This is a genomic window from Achromobacter sp. AONIH1 (assembly GCF_002902905.1).
Classification (GTDB): domain Bacteria; phylum Pseudomonadota; class Gammaproteobacteria; order Burkholderiales; family Burkholderiaceae_B; genus Achromobacter.
In genome coordinates, this window is sequence record NZ_CP026124.1 from 1,863,365 (window position 1) to 1,880,509 (window position 17,145).

General features: G+C 58.6%; 12 protein-coding genes, 2 tRNA genes, 3 rRNA genes and 1 other RNA gene. 14 read left to right on the top strand and 4 right to left on the bottom strand.

Features of this window, described 5'->3' with window-relative positions:
* Nucleotides 1-11: 11 nt before the first annotated feature.
* Nucleotides 12-476, bottom strand: a complete 465-nt coding sequence (locus C2U31_RS08615) for a tripartite tricarboxylate transporter TctB family protein (RefSeq protein WP_103272472.1) — start codon at nucleotides 474-476, stop codon at nucleotides 12-14.
* 496 nt (nucleotides 477-972) lie between these two features.
* Here C2U31_RS08615 and C2U31_RS08620 point away from each other — a divergent pair, with 496 nt between their 5' ends.
* The 4 genes from C2U31_RS08620 (at nucleotide 973) to C2U31_RS08635 (ending at nucleotide 2,793) form a co-directional block, all read left to right on the top strand.
* Nucleotides 973-1,419, top strand: coding sequence for a hypothetical protein (locus C2U31_RS08620; protein ID WP_199770972.1), 447 nt, complete (start codon nucleotides 973-975; stop codon nucleotides 1,417-1,419).
* A complete protein-coding gene (locus tag C2U31_RS08625; RefSeq protein ID WP_103272474.1) occupies nucleotides 1,419-1,730 on the top strand; it encodes a cell division protein ZapA in 312 nt (103 codons plus the stop codon). Before C2U31_RS08620 ends, C2U31_RS08625 begins: the two co-directional genes overlap by 1 nt.
* Before the next feature lie 40 nt (nucleotides 1,731-1,770).
* A non-coding RNA gene (ssrS, locus tag C2U31_RS08630) (6S RNA) lies at nucleotides 1,771-1,955 on the top strand.
* Between the two features lie 73 nt (nucleotides 1,956-2,028).
* A complete protein-coding gene (locus C2U31_RS08635) occupies nucleotides 2,029-2,793 on the top strand; it encodes an SIMPL domain-containing protein (RefSeq protein ID WP_103272475.1) in 765 nt (254 codons plus the stop codon).
* Here the strand turns inward: C2U31_RS08635 and lgt are convergent.
* Nucleotides 2,768-3,556 (bottom strand): prolipoprotein diacylglyceryl transferase, encoded by a 789-nt coding sequence (gene lgt / locus C2U31_RS08640; protein WP_103272476.1) that lies wholly within the window; start codon nucleotides 3,554-3,556, stop codon nucleotides 2,768-2,770. The genes C2U31_RS08635 and lgt overlap by 26 nt on opposite strands.
* Before the next feature lie 126 nt (nucleotides 3,557-3,682).
* Between lgt and ilvD the strand changes: the two genes are divergently transcribed.
* From ilvD to msrA, 3 genes are all read left to right on the top strand, one after another.
* Nucleotides 3,683-5,368 carry a dihydroxy-acid dehydratase gene (ilvD, locus tag C2U31_RS08645; protein WP_103272477.1) on the top strand — a complete coding sequence of 562 codons (1,686 nt, stop codon included), beginning with the start codon at nucleotides 3,683-3,685 and terminating at the stop codon, nucleotides 5,366-5,368.
* Nucleotides 5,352-5,690 carry a c-type cytochrome gene (locus C2U31_RS08650; RefSeq protein ID WP_199770973.1) on the top strand — a complete coding sequence of 113 codons (339 nt, stop codon included), beginning with the start codon at nucleotides 5,352-5,354 and terminating at the stop codon, nucleotides 5,688-5,690. The genes ilvD and C2U31_RS08650 overlap by 17 nt, the downstream gene beginning before the upstream one ends.
* Nucleotides 5,691-5,768: 78 nt before the next feature.
* The gene (gene msrA, locus C2U31_RS08655; RefSeq protein WP_103272478.1) at nucleotides 5,769-6,323 is read left to right on the top strand and encodes a peptide-methionine (S)-S-oxide reductase MsrA; all 555 of its coding nucleotides are present in this window, start codon (nucleotides 5,769-5,771) and stop codon (nucleotides 6,321-6,323) included.
* Nucleotides 6,324-6,436: 113 nt separating this feature from the next.
* On the opposite strand, the gene hppD is transcribed toward msrA, so the two are convergent.
* Nucleotides 6,437-7,549, bottom strand: coding sequence for a 4-hydroxyphenylpyruvate dioxygenase (gene hppD, locus C2U31_RS08660; protein ID WP_103272479.1), 1,113 nt, complete (start codon nucleotides 7,547-7,549; stop codon nucleotides 6,437-6,439).
* 156 nt (nucleotides 7,550-7,705) lie between these two features.
* On the opposite strand from hppD, the gene C2U31_RS08665 reads away from it, so the two are divergent.
* The 7 genes from C2U31_RS08665 (at nucleotide 7,706) to C2U31_RS08695 (ending at nucleotide 16,193) form a co-directional block, all read left to right on the top strand.
* Nucleotides 7,706-8,182, top strand: coding sequence for an Lrp/AsnC family transcriptional regulator (locus C2U31_RS08665; RefSeq protein WP_103272480.1), 477 nt, complete (start codon nucleotides 7,706-7,708; stop codon nucleotides 8,180-8,182).
* A gap of 1,246 nt (nucleotides 8,183-9,428) precedes the next feature.
* Nucleotides 9,429-10,959 (top strand): 16S ribosomal RNA (locus C2U31_RS08670).
* A gap of 130 nt (nucleotides 10,960-11,089) precedes the next feature.
* Nucleotides 11,090-11,166, top strand: a tRNA-Ile gene (locus C2U31_RS08675).
* A 35-nt stretch (nucleotides 11,167-11,201) separates the two neighbouring features.
* A tRNA-Ala gene (locus C2U31_RS08680) sits at nucleotides 11,202-11,277 on the top strand.
* A 307-nt stretch (nucleotides 11,278-11,584) separates the two neighbouring features.
* Nucleotides 11,585-14,464 (top strand): 23S ribosomal RNA (locus C2U31_RS08685).
* Between the two features lie 195 nt (nucleotides 14,465-14,659).
* Nucleotides 14,660-14,772, top strand: a 5S ribosomal RNA gene (gene rrf, locus C2U31_RS08690).
* Together the 16S, 23S and 5S rRNA genes with 2 tRNA genes alongside form the textbook arrangement of a ribosomal RNA operon.
* A gap of 1,055 nt (nucleotides 14,773-15,827) precedes the next feature.
* Nucleotides 15,828-16,193 (top strand): hypothetical protein, encoded by a 366-nt coding sequence (locus tag C2U31_RS08695; protein WP_199770974.1) that lies wholly within the window; start codon nucleotides 15,828-15,830, stop codon nucleotides 16,191-16,193.
* A gap of 528 nt (nucleotides 16,194-16,721) precedes the next feature.
* Here the strand turns inward: C2U31_RS08695 and C2U31_RS08700 are convergent.
* Entirely contained in the window at nucleotides 16,722-17,000 is a 279-nt protein-coding gene (locus tag C2U31_RS08700; protein WP_006217453.1) for an SWIB/MDM2 domain-containing protein, read from the bottom strand.
* Nucleotides 17,001-17,145: the final 145 nt, after the last annotated feature.

The following is a 17,145-nucleotide window of genomic DNA, read 5'->3' on the forward strand; positions in this document are numbered from 1 at the left end:
CCGTTAGCTCCTCAATTCATACCCAGAAACGACGGCCACAGCGGGAAAATCAGCCCCAGCCCCTTGATGAACGCCAAGTAGGTGAAGACCACCAGGAAGATGCCATTGGCGACGGCGACCTTCAGGCTGAATTCATGGCTGGCCAGGCTGCTGATGAGGACCAGGATGAAGACGGAGATGTACACGCCCAGGAGCTTGAGCACCAGGCCGTACACGACGACCGAGCCCACCACGAGGAACACGATGCGCCAGTCGAATTTGTCGACATGCGTTTCCTCGGCTTTCTTGGACAGCGCGCCGAGCAACACCACGGCGCCCAACAACGCCAGCACGATGCCGAGCCAGAAAGGAAAATACCCTGGGCCCATGCGGGCGGCAGTACCCATTTGGTAGCTGCTGGCCTGCCAGGCGAATCCCAGCCCGAGGATGATGAACATCACCCCCGACCAGAAATCCTGTCGATTGCGTAGCTGCATGATGTGGTTGGCTCCTGTTTACAGCATGTAGAAAAAAGCTTGTGGTCTGTCGGGTCGCCGAAAGGCAAGTGACAGGCACAAAAAAGGCACTCCGGCGTGCCATTAGTTATGTATTGAAAGCTTGGGAGTGCCTTCTTGAAAGGGCGAATGGTAATTGACGCCCGGCACGATGCAAACCCTGTAAGCTAGGTGAAAGCCTGGGGTTTTCCCTAAAATTGGGGAACTCCTGATCCCGAGATGTAACGGGTCAGGAGGTTTGTGGGCTGATTGAAAGCAAAGTGAAAGTTTATAGAAAGAAATGCGAAAGCAGACGATCGGAAGGATGGCGGCTTTCGCATGCGAGGGACTTTCCTGGCTGACCGGGAATCGGTTAACGTGCCGGCCGCTCGCTTCATGCCCATGAATCGCAGCCCCTGATTTCCTACTGAATATTGCTGGGTTTCTCACCTTGCGTGTAGTGGCCCGGATCACCCCTGGATGGTTTACGATAGCGCCCATGCTGCAAGACCTAGACCAACTCGCTGCCCGTATCGGGCAACTGGTGCAACGCACCCGGCACCTGCACTCCGAGCGCGACGCGCTGCGCCTGCGCCTGAACGACGCCGAAGCCGAGCAACGCGCGCTCAAGCAGCGCGCCGCCGAACGCGAGGCTGAAATCGTTGCCCTGCAGGCCAAGCTGCAGGACCACGACGGAGAAGTTTCCTCGATGCTGGCCGAGGCCCAGCGCGCGGAAACCGCCCTACGCGAACAGCTGGCCCGCGAAACGTCCGAGCGCCAGGCGCTCGAAGCGCGCTTCACGGCCCGCGAAGCGGAACTGCAGGGCAACCTGCAAAACCGTGACGCCGAATTGCAGCGCTTGCGCGTCGCGGCCGTGGCCGCGCGCGAGCGTATCGACGCCGTGCTGGCCCGCTTGCCGGGCGCGCCGGCTGGGGAGCAACACTGATGGAACGCGTAGACGTAACCATATTGGGGCGCGACTATTCCCTGGCGTGCTCGTCCGAGGAAAAACCCACGCTGGTCGCGGCGGTTCGCCATGTCGACCAGCTCATGCTGCGCATCCAGGGCACGGGCAAGGTTTCCAGCAACGAACGCATCGCTGTCATGGCCGCGCTGCAGATCGCTGGCGAGCTGCTGGCCATGAAAGCGCCCGACGGTCCGCTGGGCGGTTTGGCGGTCGGCGACTTCAAGCGTAGAATCGAGGACATGAACGCGACGCTGGACGACGCCCTCTCGGGCCAGGAAAAGCTGCTCTGACGTTCTAGTACCGGCACCTGGTGCCGTCTGTTTTTTCAGTTTGTCCCTGCCGTGCTCGTGACCTGGCCATACATTCTCTGAACCTATGTCTTATGGCATATTGGTTGCGGGAGTGCGGAGCAGGTGTGATTGTCTCTCGTAGACGAACCCGAAGCTCCTCGGAACGCGACCACCTTGAACCTCAGGGTTCGAGATGCCGGCCTAGACGGCACAGGCGGGGCATCTATCCCAGCGGGCCTGCCATGAGCGCAGGTCCGCCTCGGGTGCCTCCCATCGTCCTCCCTCCTAGGACCAGTTCATGCTCAAAAACACCGTTACTACGCTGACCAGGCTCAGCGCGGCATGCGCCGCCGTGGCCGCCATTTCCGTGGCGCAGCCCGTCTTCGCTCAAACGCAGGCTCCGGCCGCGTCGCCGGCGCCCGCCGAGGCCGCCGCCAACCGCTCGCCCGAACTGAGCCTGCAAGCCACCGCGTCATCCGAAGTCAAGCAGGACACGGTGCGTATCGCGCTGGCTGCCGAGGTGGAGGGGGCGGACCAGCCGGCTACGGGCAAGAAGCTCAGTGCGCTGCTGGACGACGTGGTCAAGCGGGCGCGCGACACCAAGGGCGTCGAAGTGCGCACGGGTAATTACAACGTCTGGCCCAATACCGGCAGCAAGGGCAAGATCGCCGGCTGGCGCGGGCAGGGCGAAGTAATCCTGGAGTCCAAGGATTTCGAGGCCGCCGCCGCGCTGGCGTCGAAGCTGTCGGACAAGACCGCGATCTCCAGCATCAGTTTCTCGTTGTCGCGCGCTGCGCGCGAGGCCGAGGAGCGCAAGCTGCTCAAGGAAGCGGCGCAAGCCTTCAAGGACCGGGCGCTGGCCGCCGCCAACGCTTTTGGATTTTCGGGCTACCGCCTGAGCAAGCTTGAGCTTGGCGGCTCCGGCGGCCCTGGCCCGATGCCGCGCATGATGGCGATGGCCAAGGACGCCGGGGGCGGCGCCGCCTACAGCGCGGACGTTCCCCTGGAATCCGGTGAAGTGACGGTCAGCGTCGCCGTCAACGGGACGATCGTTTTGCAGTAAGGCTGAACAGGATGGCGCCCAGCGCCACCATCGGCAGGGACAGCCACTGTCCCATGCTCAGTCCGCCCGCGAGCAGGCCCAGGAAGTTGTCCGGCTCGCGGGTGAATTCCACCAGGAAGCGGAACGTTCCGTAGCCGATCAGGAAGACCGCGCTCACCTGTCCCAGGGGCCGCGGCTTGCTGGAAAACCACCACATCAGTGCAAACAGCACGATGCCTTCCAGGCCCAGCTCATAGAGCTGGGACGGATGGCGCGCCAGGCCGTCGCCGCTTTGCGGGAACACCATGGCCCAGGGCACGTCGCTCGGCCGGCCCCAGAGTTCACCGTTGATGAAGTTTCCCAGGCGGCCGAATCCCAGGCCCAGCGGAATCATCGGGGCGATGAAATCGCTGATGGCGAAGAAGGGCAGGCCCTTCTTGCGTGCGAACAGGAACATCACCAGGATCACGCCGATCAGGCCGCCGTGGAAGGACATGCCGCCTTCCCACAGATACAGCACTTCCAGCGGGTGCGACAGGTAGTACGACGGCTTGTAGAACAGCACATATCCCAGCCGGCCGCCCAGCACCACGCCCAGCACGCTGTAGAAGATCACGTCTTCGAGGTCGCGGGTGGTCAGCGTCGTGGTGTGGCCGCTCTGGATGCGGCGCCGGCCCAGCAGGTAGACCAGGGCGAAGCCCACCAGATACATCAGGCCGTACCAGTGGATGGCGACGGGGCCGATCCGCAAGGCAACGGGATCGAATTCGGGATATTGCAGCATGTTCCGCCCGGCAGAATGAAGTTGAATGATAATAACCGGCGAGCCTGCAGCACGGCGTGCCCGCGCGGGTCCGCCCTTATCCGGCTTTGCCGCCGCGCGCCGTGGCGGTCGTCAGGAGACCAGACCATGCCGAACAACGAACGTTCCCGCCATATCACTCATGGCGTCGCGCGGGCGCCCAACCGCGCCATGTATTACGCGCTGGGCTACCAGGAAGCCGACTTCGACAATCCCATGATCGGGGTCGCCAACGGCCATTCCACCATCACGCCGTGCAATAGCGGTCTGCAACGGCTGGCCGACGCCGCCATCGACGCCATCCGTCGGGCGAAGGCGAATCCGCAGGTGTTCGGCACGCCGACCATCTCGGACGGCATGTCCATGGGCACCGAGGGCATGAAGTATTCGCTGGTGTCGCGCGAAGTCATCGCGGACTGTATCGAGACCGCCGCCCAGGGCCAGTGGATGGATGGCGTGGTCGTCATCGGCGGCTGCGACAAGAACATGCCCGGCGGCATGATCGCGCTGGCGCGCATGAACGTGCCCGGCATCTACGTCTATGGCGGCACCATCAAGCCGGGCCGCTACCAGGGCAAGGACCTGACCATCGTTTCCGTGTTCGAGGCCGTGGGCGAGTACACCATGGGCCGCATGGACGAGACCGATTTCAAGCAGATCGAGAAATGCGCCATTCCGGGCTCCGGTTCCTGTGGCGGCATGTACACGGCCAACACCATGAGCTCGGCCTTCGAGGCCATGGGCATGAGTCTGCCTTACTCCAGCACCATGGCCAACGAGGACGAGGAAAAGGTCGTCTCGGCGGCGGAGTCGGCGCGCGTGCTGATGGATGCCGTCAGGCGCGGGCTGCGGCCGCGCGACATCATCACCCGCGAATCCATCGAAAACGCCGTGTCGGTCATCATGGCCACGGGCGGTTCCACCAATGCCGTGCTGCATTTCCTGGCCATTGCCCATGCGGCTGAAGTGCCATGGACTATCGATGACTTCGAGCGCATCCGCCAGCGCGTGCCGGTGCTGTGCGACCTGAAACCTTCCGGACGTTACGTCGCGACGGATCTGCACCGCGCCGGCGGCATTCCGCAGGTCATGAAGCTGTTGTTGAATGCGGGCCTGCTGCATGGCGATTGCATCACCATCACCGGCAAGACCATCGCCGAAACACTGGTGGATGTGCCCGACGCGCCGCGCGCCGACCAGGACGTCATCATGCCGCTGGACCGCGCGCTCTATCCGCAGGGCCACCTCGCCATCCTGAAGGGCAATCTGTCGCCGGAAGGCTGCGTGGCCAAGATCACCGGCCTGAAGAACCCGGTCATCACCGGGCCGGCCCGCGTGTTCGACTCCGAGGACGATGCCATGGAGGCTATCATGGCCCGCAGGATTCAGCATGGCGACGTGGTGGTGATTCGCTATGAAGGCCCCAAGGGCGGCCCGGGGATGCGCGAGATGCTGGCGCCAACGTCGGCGTTGGTCGGGCAGGGGCTGGGCGAGACCGTCGGCCTGATCACCGACGGTCGTTTTTCCGGCGGCACCTGGGGCATGGTGGTCGGGCACGTCGCGCCGGAAGCCTTCGTCGGCGGCCCGATCGCGCTGATCCGCGAGGGCGATTCGGTTACCATCGATGCCCATCAGCTGCTGCTGCAGCTCAATGTCAGCGACGAGGAAATGGCGGCCCGTCGCCAGGCCTGGGTCCCGCCCAAGCCGCGTTATACACGCGGTGTGCTTGCCAAGTTCGGCAAGCTCGCCAGCACCGCGAGCCGTGGGGCAGTAACCGATGCATTTGAAGCGTAGTTTGATGGCCGCCGTGATCGGCGTGCTGGGCGCGGCCGCCGCGGCGCAGGCGCAGACCACCGGATTGGACCTGGCCAAGAGCAAGGCCTGTATGGCTTGCCACCAGGTCGAGGCCAAGCGCGTCGGTCCGCCTTTGAAGAGCGTGGCCGAGCGCTATGCCGGCCAGGGCGATGCCATGGTGGATTATCTGGCTGGCAAGATCCGGGGCGGCGGTCGCGGCGCCTGGGGAGCCGTGCCCATGCCGGCCCAGACGCAGGTCAGCGCCGAAGATGCGCGCCAGCTGGCCGAATGGATCTTGTCGCTGGCGCCCGCCAAGCAGTAGTCTCTATTCATCTATTCGCCCGGTCGTGTGACGGCCGGGCCGGGCGGTCTGCCCGTTTTTCCTATGGAAGGAGCCGTCATGGCAGAACAAGCATCTCCTGGAAAGGAAGTCGCCGTCCTAGGTGGCGGTTGCTTTTGGTGCGTCGAGGCGGTACTGACCGACCTGCGCGGGGTTGTCAGCGTGCTGCCGGGCTATAGCGGCGGCCACGTTGACCAGCCATCCTATGAGCAGGTCTGCCGCAAGGATACCGGCCATATCGAAGTGGCACGCGTCGAATTCGATCCGGCAGTGCTGTCTTATGGCGATCTGCTGCGCGTCTTTTTTGCCACGCATGATCCCACCACGCCGGGTCGTCAGGGCAACGATGTCGGTCCGCAATACGAGTCCGCGATTTTCTGGCAGAACGAAACCCAGCGCGAACAGGCCCAGGCCGTCATCGCCGAGGTCGATGCGCAGAAAATCTATGATGCGCCCATCGTGACCAAGCTGTTGGCGCCGGCGACGTTCTGGCCGGCCGAGGACTACCATCGCAACTATTTTGAGCTGCATCCGGAACAGGGCTATTGCCAGTTCGTCATCGCGCCGAAGGTGGCGAAGTTCCGCAAGCAATTCCAGGATCGCCTGCAGCGCTGAGCCGATGGGCCCGCCGGTTCCGCATCCGGCGAAAAAAAACCTCGCCGCTTGGCGAGGTTTCAAGGCCGGCGCTACCGCCCGAGCGGCGGCGCCGACAGGGGAAGAGCGGGTGCTTATTCCACCGTTTTCAGTACGCCGCGGCGCATCTGGTCCAGTTCGATCGATTCGAACAGGGCCTTGAAGTTGCCTTCGCCGAAGCCGTCGTTGCCCTTGCGCTGGATGATTTCGAAGAAGATCGGGCCGATCTGGTTCTCGGTGAAGATCTGCAGCAGCAGGCCGCCGCCGGGGGCGCCGTCGAGCAGGATGCGGTTCTTCTGCAGGCGTGACACGTCCTCGCCGTGGTTCGGCAGGCGGCGGTCCAGCAGTTCGTAGTAGGTCTCGGGCGTATCCAGGAACACCACGCCGTTCTGGCGCAGCGCTTCGACCGTGCCGTAGATATCGTCGGTCGCCATGGCGATATGCTGGATGCCTTCGCCGCGGTACAGGTCCAGGTACTCCTGGATCTGGCCCTTCTCGTCCGTGCCTTCCTCATTGATCGGAATGCGGATATTGCCGCACGGCGAGGTCATGGCCTTGGACTTCACGCCCGTGACCTTGCCTTCGATGTCGAAATAGCGCACTTCGCGGAAGTTGAACAGGCGCTCGTAGAACTCCGACCATTCGGCCATGCGGCCCTTGTGCACGTTGTGCGTCAGGTGGTCCACCAGCGTCAGGCCCGCGCCGCGGTGGTTCAGGTCGGCCTGGGCGTTTTCTACGTCCAGCGGCACGAAGTCCACGTCATAGATGCTGATGTCGCCGATGCCCCCGTGGCCTTCCTTGCCGGCCCAACGGTCCACCAGGTAGATCAGCGAATCGCCGATGCCCTTGATGGCGGGAATGTTCAGCTCCATCGGGCCGCTGTGCGAGTCGAAGCCCCAGGCGCCCAGTTCCAGTGCGCGCTTGTAGGCCTTGGCGGCGTCCTGGACGCGGAATCCGATGGCACAGATCGACGGACCGTGCAGACGGGCGAAACGTTGCGCGAAAGAATCCGGCTCGGCATTGATCAGGAAGTTGACGCCGCCCTGGCGATACAGCGTCACGTCCTTGTGGCGGTGCTTGGCGATGGCCTTGAAGCCCAGCAGTTCAAACACCTTGCGCAGCGCGGCGGGGTCCGGCGCGGCATATTCAATGAACTCGAACCCGGCGGTGCCCATCGGGTTGTCCCAGGGTTGGAAAGCGCTGCTCATAAGTCTGCTCCCTTGCATCGTTTTGCGGACGACTTGTTCTTCAAGTCTAGGCTGGAGATTGTAGGTAGGAAAGGCAGGCAGACTATTGCAAACATGCTGCGAAAGGCAGTAGTCTCGGCAATTAAATTGCCGTACTTGGAAATTTAAGGGTTGAAAATGTCTGACAATGAACTGGATAGGACAGATATCAGGATTCTTGCCGAGTTGCAGCGCGATGGCAGGCTCAGCAACCAGGAGCTGGCAGACCGCGTTTCCCTGTCGCCCAGCCCGTGCTTGCGCCGGGTTCGGCGCCTGGAGGAGAAGGGGTTCATCAAGAAATACGTCGCGCTGATCGACGCTGGCAAAGTTGGATTGGGCCTGCTGGCCTATGTGAACATCCGGCTCAACAAGTACAGCGGGTCCAGTCACGCACCGATGAGCGACTTTGCCCGCGACGTGCAGCTCTGGCCCGAGGTGGTGGAGTGCTATGCCATGTCGGGGGACATGGACTATCTGCTGCGTATCCAGGTGGCTGACCTGGCGCATTTCTCCCGATTCGCTATGGACACGCTGATGCGGCATCCCGCCGTGGTGGACATGCGTTCCTTCTTCGCGCTACAGCAGATCAAGGAGACAACGGAACTGCGCTTGTAGGTCGGGGAAGAGCCATTGGGGGACGGTTAGCTTCTTCAGGGAATGCGTCCCGAGCCGGTGCGCGCGGCCGGCCGGCTGGGTCAGGAATGCGCTTCCTTCTACATAGAGAGGCGCCATTCACTATCTACCTATATATATAGGTAGGTACAGAGGGGGCTCTGGGCGACCCAGAGTAGGTAGTAGCAGCCTGTGATGCCGTTGGGCAGGGCGTTCGCGACAGATCCGCTGGTCAAATCAGGGATCGTTCCCCATATTTTTCATGTTTCTGCAAAAAAGGTGTCATAGCGGCGACACAGATTCAAATTCCGTGCTATAGTCTCGCTCCTTCGCAGTTCAAGCAGTTTTCTGAACCGCGAAGCCAAGCAGGACGCAACGGGTTGTTGGTTTTTCCAGCGATCTGCCGCAGCGGCAAACGAGGTCCTTCGGGGCGTTGAGCGCCAAGCGGTTATTGCAAGGTTCGGTGCAAATCAGGCAGAAGCCAGTTGCACAGACTGCAATAGTGTGTTATAGTTTTGGGCTTGGCTGGTGATGTTGATTCAGGGTTAACCCGGGTGGGCAGTCTGAACAAGATGGCAAGCCAACCGAGGTGTAGCCAACCTTCGATGCGATGCAAATTGAATCGAAGCTGCGGATAGGAAGTTTGAGCGAAAGCACAGGCGACCAGAAAGCAGGGTTGCAAGATAGGATGCAAATTAGGCAAAAGCCGGTTGCATAATCTGCAAAAGTTGTGTTATAGTTTCGGGCTTGGCGGTTGCCGAAAGGTTAGGGAATACCCTGATGTTTCGATAGCTGCTAAGAGGGAGATCCGAAAGGGTTTTCCGGCGAGACCTGAAGGGGTCGCCGTCAAGTGGGTGAAGCGAAATTAAACGCGACGCTGACTTGACAAGCGATAAAAACTTCTTCATAATCTCGTTTCTCTGCTGCTGAGACAGCAGCGACGCGAAAGCGGGTTGAAAGACCTGATTCTTCGAAAGTCGCTGAAGTTAACGGCAGTTGAGGCGAAGTAGTACAGAATTTGGCAGTACCGCTCTTTAACAATTAAACAACCGATAAGTGTGGGCGCTTGATGCGAGTGCGCAGTGATCGGGCCGGGTTTACCTGGTTTGATCGCAAGCACAAGAAATCAAGTGCTCACTAGAAGTGAAGTGCCTTAGATGTCAAGTCTAAGAACATACCTCACTTCCTTTGAGTAGCGACGTATGACTCGGTTCTTCGGAACTAAGAAATACGAATTTATACAGAGATTAAACTGAAGAGTTTGATCCTGGCTCAGATTGAACGCTAGCGGGATGCTTTACACATGCAAGTCGAACGGCAGCGCGGACTTCGGTCTGGCGGCGAGTGGCGAACGGGTGAGTAATGTATCGGAACGTGCCCAGTAGCGGGGGATAACTACGCGAAAGCGTAGCTAATACCGCATACGCCCTACGGGGGAAAGCAGGGGATCGTAAGACCTTGCACTATTGGAGCGGCCGATATCGGATTAGCTAGTTGGTGAGGTAACGGCTCACCAAGGCGACGATCCGTAGCTGGTTTGAGAGGACGACCAGCCACACTGGGACTGAGACACGGCCCAGACTCCTACGGGAGGCAGCAGTGGGGAATTTTGGACAATGGGGGCAACCCTGATCCAGCCATCCCGCGTGTGCGATGAAGGCCTTCGGGTTGTAAAGCACTTTTGGCAGGAAAGAAACGTCGCGGGCTAATACCCCGTGGAACTGACGGTACCTGCAGAATAAGCACCGGCTAACTACGTGCCAGCAGCCGCGGTAATACGTAGGGTGCAAGCGTTAATCGGAATTACTGGGCGTAAAGCGTGCGCAGGCGGTTCGGAAAGAAAGATGTGAAATCCCAGAGCTTAACTTTGGAACTGCATTTTTAACTACCGAGCTAGAGTGTGTCAGAGGGAGGTGGAATTCCGCGTGTAGCAGTGAAATGCGTAGATATGCGGAGGAACACCGATGGCGAAGGCAGCCTCCTGGGATAACACTGACGCTCATGCACGAAAGCGTGGGGAGCAAACAGGATTAGATACCCTGGTAGTCCACGCCCTAAACGATGTCAACTAGCTGTTGGGGCCTTCGGGCCTTGGTAGCGCAGCTAACGCGTGAAGTTGACCGCCTGGGGAGTACGGTCGCAAGATTAAAACTCAAAGGAATTGACGGGGACCCGCACAAGCGGTGGATGATGTGGATTAATTCGATGCAACGCGAAAAACCTTACCTACCCTTGACATGTCTGGAATCCTGAAGAGATTTAGGAGTGCTCGCAAGAGAACCGGAACACAGGTGCTGCATGGCTGTCGTCAGCTCGTGTCGTGAGATGTTGGGTTAAGTCCCGCAACGAGCGCAACCCTTGTCATTAGTTGCTACGAAAGGGCACTCTAATGAGACTGCCGGTGACAAACCGGAGGAAGGTGGGGATGACGTCAAGTCCTCATGGCCCTTATGGGTAGGGCTTCACACGTCATACAATGGTCGGGACAGAGGGTCGCCAACCCGCGAGGGGGAGCCAATCCCAGAAACCCGATCGTAGTCCGGATCGCAGTCTGCAACTCGACTGCGTGAAGTCGGAATCGCTAGTAATCGCGGATCAGCATGTCGCGGTGAATACGTTCCCGGGTCTTGTACACACCGCCCGTCACACCATGGGAGTGGGTTTTACCAGAAGTAGTTAGCCTAACCGCAAGGGGGGCGATTACCACGGTAGGATTCATGACTGGGGTGAAGTCGTAACAAGGTAGCCGTATCGGAAGGTGCGGCTGGATCACCTCCTTTCAGAGCTTAGTGCTCGTGTTAAGCGTCCACTCTTATCGGTTGTTTGATATAGCTGGGATCGGTTGTGGGCTTGGGTAGAGGGATTCCTCCCTGTGTCCATGACTTCTGACTACTGATCCGAGAAGGTTTTGGGTCTGTAGCTCAGTCGGTTAGAGCACCGTCTTGATAAGGCGGGGGTCGTTGGTTCGAATCCAACCAGACCCACCAGGTATTCGCAGGGCGCGGTAAGCGTCGTGGGATATGGGGGTGTAGCTCAGCTGGGAGAGCGCCTGCTTTGCAAGCAGGATGTCATCGGTTCGATCCCGTTCACCTCCACCACTGATTGACGAAGGTTGATCGCCTGGTGAGAAGTAGAGGCTAACTCATAGCGTCGTGTGCAGATTGCAGACGGTTTTATGAGTTAGGTTTTACCTGACAGCTATATTTGTTCTTTAACAATCTGGAAGAAGCACAACAAAATGTGCTCATCGAGTAGTCAGCTTGGCTGATGAAGATGGGTACGGGTTGTGATTGCATTAATTTTGTTCCAAGTTCTCAAGACTGAAGTGAATAACTTCAGACTGCTTTGAAACTTATGAACGGCACAAACGCTAATACTCAGGTCCTATAGCCTACAGCGTTATAGGATCAAGCGACTAAGTGCATATGGTGGATGCCTTGGCGATCACAGGCGATGAAGGACGTAGTAGCCTGCGAAAAGCTGCGGGGAGCTGGCAAACAAGCTTTGATCCGCAGATATCCGAATGGGGAAACCCACTCCGCAAGGAGTATCCCTGACTGAATACATAGGTCAGTGGAAGCGAACCGGGTGAACTGAAACATCTCAGTAGCTCGAGGAAAAGAAATCAACCGAGATTCCGAAAGTAGTGGCGAGCGAAATCGGAAGAGCCTTTACGTTTTAGCATTCAGGATAATCGAACGGGATGGAAAGCCCGGCCGTAGCAGGTGATAGCCCTGTAGATGAAATCTTGAGTGTGGAACTAAGCGTAAGAAAAGTAGGGCGGGACACGTGAAATCCTGTTTGAAGATGGGGGGACCATCCTCCAAGGCTAAATACTCGTGATCGACCGATAGTGAACCAGTACCGTGAGGGAAAGGCGAAAAGAACCCCGGAAGGGGAGTGAAATAGATCCTGAAACCGTATGCATACAAACAGTAGGAGCCTCGTAAGGGGTGACTGCGTACCTTTTGTATAATGGGTCAGCGACTTACATTCAGTGGCAAGGTTAACCGAATAGGGAAGCCGTAGCGAAAGCGAGTCCGAATAGGGCGATTCAGTCGCTGGGTGTAGACCCGAAACCAGATGATCTATCCATGGCCAGGTTGAAGGCACGGTAACACGTGCTGGAGGACCGAACCCACTAATGTTGAAAAATTAGGGGATGAGCTGTGGATAGGGGTGAAAGGCTAAACAAATCTGGAAATAGCTGGTTCTCTCCGAAAACTATTTAGGTAGTGCCTCAAGTATTACTGCAGGGGGTAGAGCACTGTTATAGCTAGGGGGTCATGGCGACTTACCAAACTATGGCAAACTCCGAATACCTGCAAGTACAGCTTGGGAGACAGAGCACCGGGTGCTAACGTCCGGACTCAAGAGGGAAACAACCCAGACCGCCAGCTAAGGTCCCGAATTATCGCTAAGTGGGAAACGAAGTGGGAAGGCATAGACAGTCAGGAGGTTGGCTTAGAAGCAGCCATCCTTTAAAGAAAGCGTAATAGCTCACTGATCGAGTCGTCCTGCGCGGAAGATGTAACGGGGCTAAGCGATAAACCGAAGCTGCGGGTGTGCACTTTGTGCACGCGGTAGGAGAGCGTTCTGTAAGCCTGCGAAGGTGGCTTGTAAAGGCTGCTGGAGGTATCAGAAGTGCGAATGCTGACATGAGTAGCGATAAAGGGGGTGAAAAGCCCCCTCGCCGTAAGTCCAAGGTTTCCTGCGCAACGTTCATCGGCGCAGGGTGAGTCGGCCCCTAAGGCGAGGCAGAGATGCGTAGCTGATGGGAAGCTGGTTAATATTCCAGCACCGTCGTACAGTGCGATGGGGGGACGGATCGCGGAAGATCATCAGGGTGTTGGATGTCCCTGTTGCTGTATCGAAGATGGCGCTTAGGCAAATCCGGGCGCGTAAATCAAGGGTATGGCACGAGCGAGCATAGCTTGCGAAGTGATTGGAAGTGGTTCCAAGAAAAGCCTCTAAGCTTCAGCTGTACGAGACCGTACCGCAAACCGACACAGGTGGACGGGATGAATATTCCAAGGCGCTTGAGAGAACTCAGGAGAAGGAACTCGGCAAATTGATACCGTAACTTCGGGAGAAGGTATACCCCGGTAGTGTGAAGCGCCTGCGCGCTTAGCATGATGGGGTCGCAGAGAATCGGTGGCTGCGACTGTTTATTAAAAACACAGCACTCTGCAAAGACGAAAGTCGACGTATAGGGTGTGACGCCTGCCCGGTGCCGGAAGGTTAAGTGATGGGGTGCAAGCTCTTGATCGAAGCCCCGGTAAACGGCGGCCGTAACTATAACGGTCCTAAGGTAGCGAAATTCCTTGTCGGGTAAGTTCCGACCTGCACGAATGGCGTAACGATGGCCACACTGTCTCCTCCTGAGACTCAGCGAAGTTGAAGTGTTTGTGATGATGCAATCTACCCGCGGCTAGACGGAAAGACCCCATGAACCTTTACTGTAGCTTTGCATTGGACTGTGAACCGGCCTGTGTAGGATAGGTGGGAGGCTTTGAAGCGTGGTCGCTAGATCACGTGGAGCCATCCTTGAAATACCACCCTGGTTTGTTTGCGGTTCTAACCTTGGTCCGTTATCCGGATCGGGGACAGTGCATGGTGGGCAGTTTGACTGGGGCGGTCTCCTCCCAAAGTGTAACGGAGGAGTTCGAAGGTACGCTAGGTACGGTCGGAAATCGTGCTGATAGTGCAATGGCATAAGCGTGCTTGACTGTGAGACTGACAAGTCGAACAGGTGCGAAAGCAGGACATAGTGATCCGGTGGTTCTGAATGGAAGGGCCATCGCTCAACGGATAAAAGGTACTCTGGGGATAACAGGCTGATACCGCCCAAGAGTTCATATCGACGGCGGTGTTTGGCACCTCGATGTCGGCTCATCTCATCCTGGGGCTGTAGCCGGTCCCAAGGGTATGGCTGTTCGCCATTTAAAGAGGTACGTGAGCTGGGTTTAAAACGTCGTGAGACAGTTTGGTCCCTATCTGCCGTGGGCGTTGGATACTTGACGGAGCCTGCTCCTAGTACGAGAGGACCGGAGTGGACGTACCTCTGGTGTACCGGTTGTCATGCCAATGGCATTGCCGGGTAGCTAAGTACGGAAGAGATAACCGCTGAAGGCATCTAAGCGGGAAACTCGTCTGAAGATTAGGTATCCCGGGGACTTGATCCCCCTAAAGAGTCGTTCGAGACCAGGACGTTGATAGGTCGGGTGTGGAAGCGCAGTAATGCGTTAAGCTAACCGATACTAATTGCTCGTGAGGCTTGATCCTATAACACTGATGGTTATGACCTGGTGTATAGCGTATACAAGTGTCGTTCAATACAAAATCTGGCTGCCCCGTCAGCAGCCAGCCAACATCGATTACAACCCGAGTGCGCGATCATCGAGAGAACTCTCTGATGCGCCTGTTGTGTTTCTTCCAAGATTGGAGCGCATGCCCTAGGCGCGCGCTCAACCGGTTACGCCTGACGACCATAGCGAGTTGGTCCCACTCCTTCCCATCCCGAACAGGACAGTGAAACGACTTTGCGCCGATGATAGTGGACGGACGTCTGTGAAAGTAGGTCATCGTCAGGCTTTTATTGCTCAGAACCCCGCAGCTCACCGCTGCGGGGTTTTGTTTTTGTGCGCACGCAAATGCTGTGGCGCCTCGAGGGCGGACAGACCAGCGCCAGGCACAGGCCCGCTACAGCCATGGCTCGCGCAAGACATGAACACAAGAAAGGCCCCGCGGCTCGCGCCGCGGGGCCTTTTACGTTGCATCGCTGTGCGCGCGAACCGGGCGCCTGCCATCGCGGCCGCATGCGGGTCGCCTGCTGGTGACCACACGCCCCGTCCGCGAGGCTCTGGCGGGAATGCGGGCCGCACCGGTCTATCCGGGATGCGGACGCTACAAGCGCCTCGGATTTGCAGAGAGGCTTTAACGCCAGCTACTTCCTCAGGATTGCTGCCCTTGAGCGGGGCAAGGTCTGCTTCTGACTACGGCACGGCATGCCCGGGCTGGCAGCCAGAAACGCGCTGATCCGTTCCACGGCCTGCCGCAAGATGGCAGGAAGTCCTCGCTCAGCCGACGCATCGGCACGCGATCGGCCGCATGCTGCCGTGCATCGTGCCGCTACTCTTCATGCCAATGCCAGCCAAAATGAGCCAGGAGTACGTAGAGACCGATGCGCTTCTAGCTCTGCGGCCGTCACAGCAGCTCGAAAAGCCGCTTCGACCACACTCTCGAATAGTCGCTTTTGCCCGCAAGCGGTCGCCCCGCCGATTGCGCGAGCTCTCGCGCCAGCATGTACGCTCTTGAGGGGGGCAGCTCGGAAACGCGCAAAGAATCGCGTTCCAGGTTCAGAGGCGCCGCTACTTGTGCTCGTCAAGCTGGTTGTCATCGTGACACGACATGCAGCAGTCATGCTTTCAGGGACAACAACAGGCAGGCCAACTCGATTCCCGGTGCCGAGCTTGCATGGCAAGGTACGTTGGCCAGAAGTGCCGAGTGCCTAGTGCAAACGCCTGAGATCGATACGCAATGGCCCGGAAACCCGCGCCAATCCTCATTGTGCATAAATAACAACGCCCGTGGATGGGGGGTGTTTGTGCGGTAAGATTGATCGGAATCTATTCGTTGGAGCGTTATCGTGAGTGATACCCAGACCCCCGTGCCCGGTACGAAACTGGACCTGCGCACGCTGACCTACGTGGCCTATGGCCTGTATGCGCTCGGCTTTCTCAGCAGCGGTTTTCTGGGCATTGCCACGCTGGCGTCCGTCGTGCTGATGTATCTGAAACGCGCCGACGTGGCTGGCACGTTCTACGCCGCACACTTCGACTGGTTGCTGCGCACGTTCTGGTGGGCGCTGCTGTGGATGGCGATCAGTGCGCTGGCCGTGTATATCTTCATCGGCTGGATCGGCCTGGCCGCGACGGTGGTCTGGGTCTTGTACCGCCTGATCAAGGGCCTGCTGGCGCTGCTGGAGGGCAACGCGCCGACGCATTACGCCTGATGCGGATTTGAGTCCATCAAATCAAGGCCGGCTATTGCCGGCCTTGTCATTGGCGCCGCACCTGTGGAGCGCTGTGGGGCAGCACGAGCGCTGCGTCGCCTGTCACGGCGTTCCATCACATGGCGAGGCCTGGCACCTACGGCGCTGTGCGGGCAGCATGTCCGCACATGAAAGTCTGCATCCATCAGGAGCTCAGCATCGCGGATGCTGGCATCACGCGACCGTCGTAGTATCGCTGATTCAAGCACGGCGCCGCCTGCTCGGCATCGACATCGCAAATCTTGAGAGCCACGCGGAGAGTCAATATCGACGCGGGTTTCGAGCTAGTGGGGGGTTATCACGCGATCGGCAATGCCACGGATTTCATCCGTGTTAAACGCGAAAGGTGCTGGCTTGCTTGATTGCCCGTAGGGCTGGGATGCTGCCTGGCGATGAACCGCCGGCGCTGTGTGAGCGATGCGCCCGGACCAAAGCCTGGGCGTCGCAATGGCAAGAGGCAGGGACGTACGCCGTACGCCCTTAGCCTGCTTACTTCAGATGTGCGTTGACCAGCTTGGTCAGTTCGAACATCGTGACCTGATCCTTGCCGAAGATCGGGCGCAGCTTGGCATCGGCGTTGATGTTGCGCTTGTTGCTGGCATCTTGCAGGTTGTGCTTCTTGATGTATTCCCAGATCTTCTTGGTGACCTCGGTACGCGGCACGGCTTCCGAACCGATGACAGCAGCCAGTTCGGCGCTCGGGGTCAGGGGCTTCATGAATGCAGCGTTCGGCTTGCGCGCGGTCGCGGGTTTGGAGGTTGTGGCCATAATGCGGCGCTCCTTCTCTGGCTGTTGGAAAAATTGTCCTGCGGCCGGAGCATAACGTGTCTCTCCCGTAAAGACAAAGGCATTTATCCTCTGTAGCAACTAAAATATACAGACTGGTCCCACCTACCACATCATTGTGTAACCT

Bases quoted from the DNA above. Each gene is read 5' to 3' on its own strand.
- C2U31_RS08615 (WP_103272472.1), bottom strand. From the start codon at position 476: ATGCAGCTACGCAATCGACAGGATTTCTGGTCGGGGGTGATGTTCATC.
- C2U31_RS08620 (WP_199770972.1), top strand. From the start codon at position 973: ATGCTGCAAGACCTAGACCAACTCGCTGCCCGTATCGGGCAACTGGTG.
- C2U31_RS08625 (WP_103272474.1), top strand. From the start codon at position 1,419: ATGGAACGCGTAGACGTAACCATATTGGGGCGCGACTATTCCCTGGCG.
- C2U31_RS08635 (WP_103272475.1), top strand. From the start codon at position 2,029: ATGCTCAAAAACACCGTTACTACGCTGACCAGGCTCAGCGCGGCATGC.
- lgt (WP_103272476.1), bottom strand. From the start codon at position 3,556: ATGCTGCAATATCCCGAATTCGATCCCGTTGCCTTGCGGATCGGCCCC.
- ilvD (WP_103272477.1), top strand. From the start codon at position 3,683: ATGCCGAACAACGAACGTTCCCGCCATATCACTCATGGCGTCGCGCGG.
- C2U31_RS08650 (WP_199770973.1), top strand. From the start codon at position 5,352: ATGCATTTGAAGCGTAGTTTGATGGCCGCCGTGATCGGCGTGCTGGGC.
- msrA (WP_103272478.1), top strand. From the start codon at position 5,769: ATGGCAGAACAAGCATCTCCTGGAAAGGAAGTCGCCGTCCTAGGTGGC.
- hppD (WP_103272479.1), bottom strand. From the start codon at position 7,549: ATGAGCAGCGCTTTCCAACCCTGGGACAACCCGATGGGCACCGCCGGG.
- C2U31_RS08665 (WP_103272480.1), top strand. From the start codon at position 7,706: ATGTCTGACAATGAACTGGATAGGACAGATATCAGGATTCTTGCCGAG.
- C2U31_RS08700 (WP_006217453.1), bottom strand. From the start codon at position 17,000: ATGGCCACAACCTCCAAACCCGCGACCGCGCGCAAGCCGAACGCTGCA.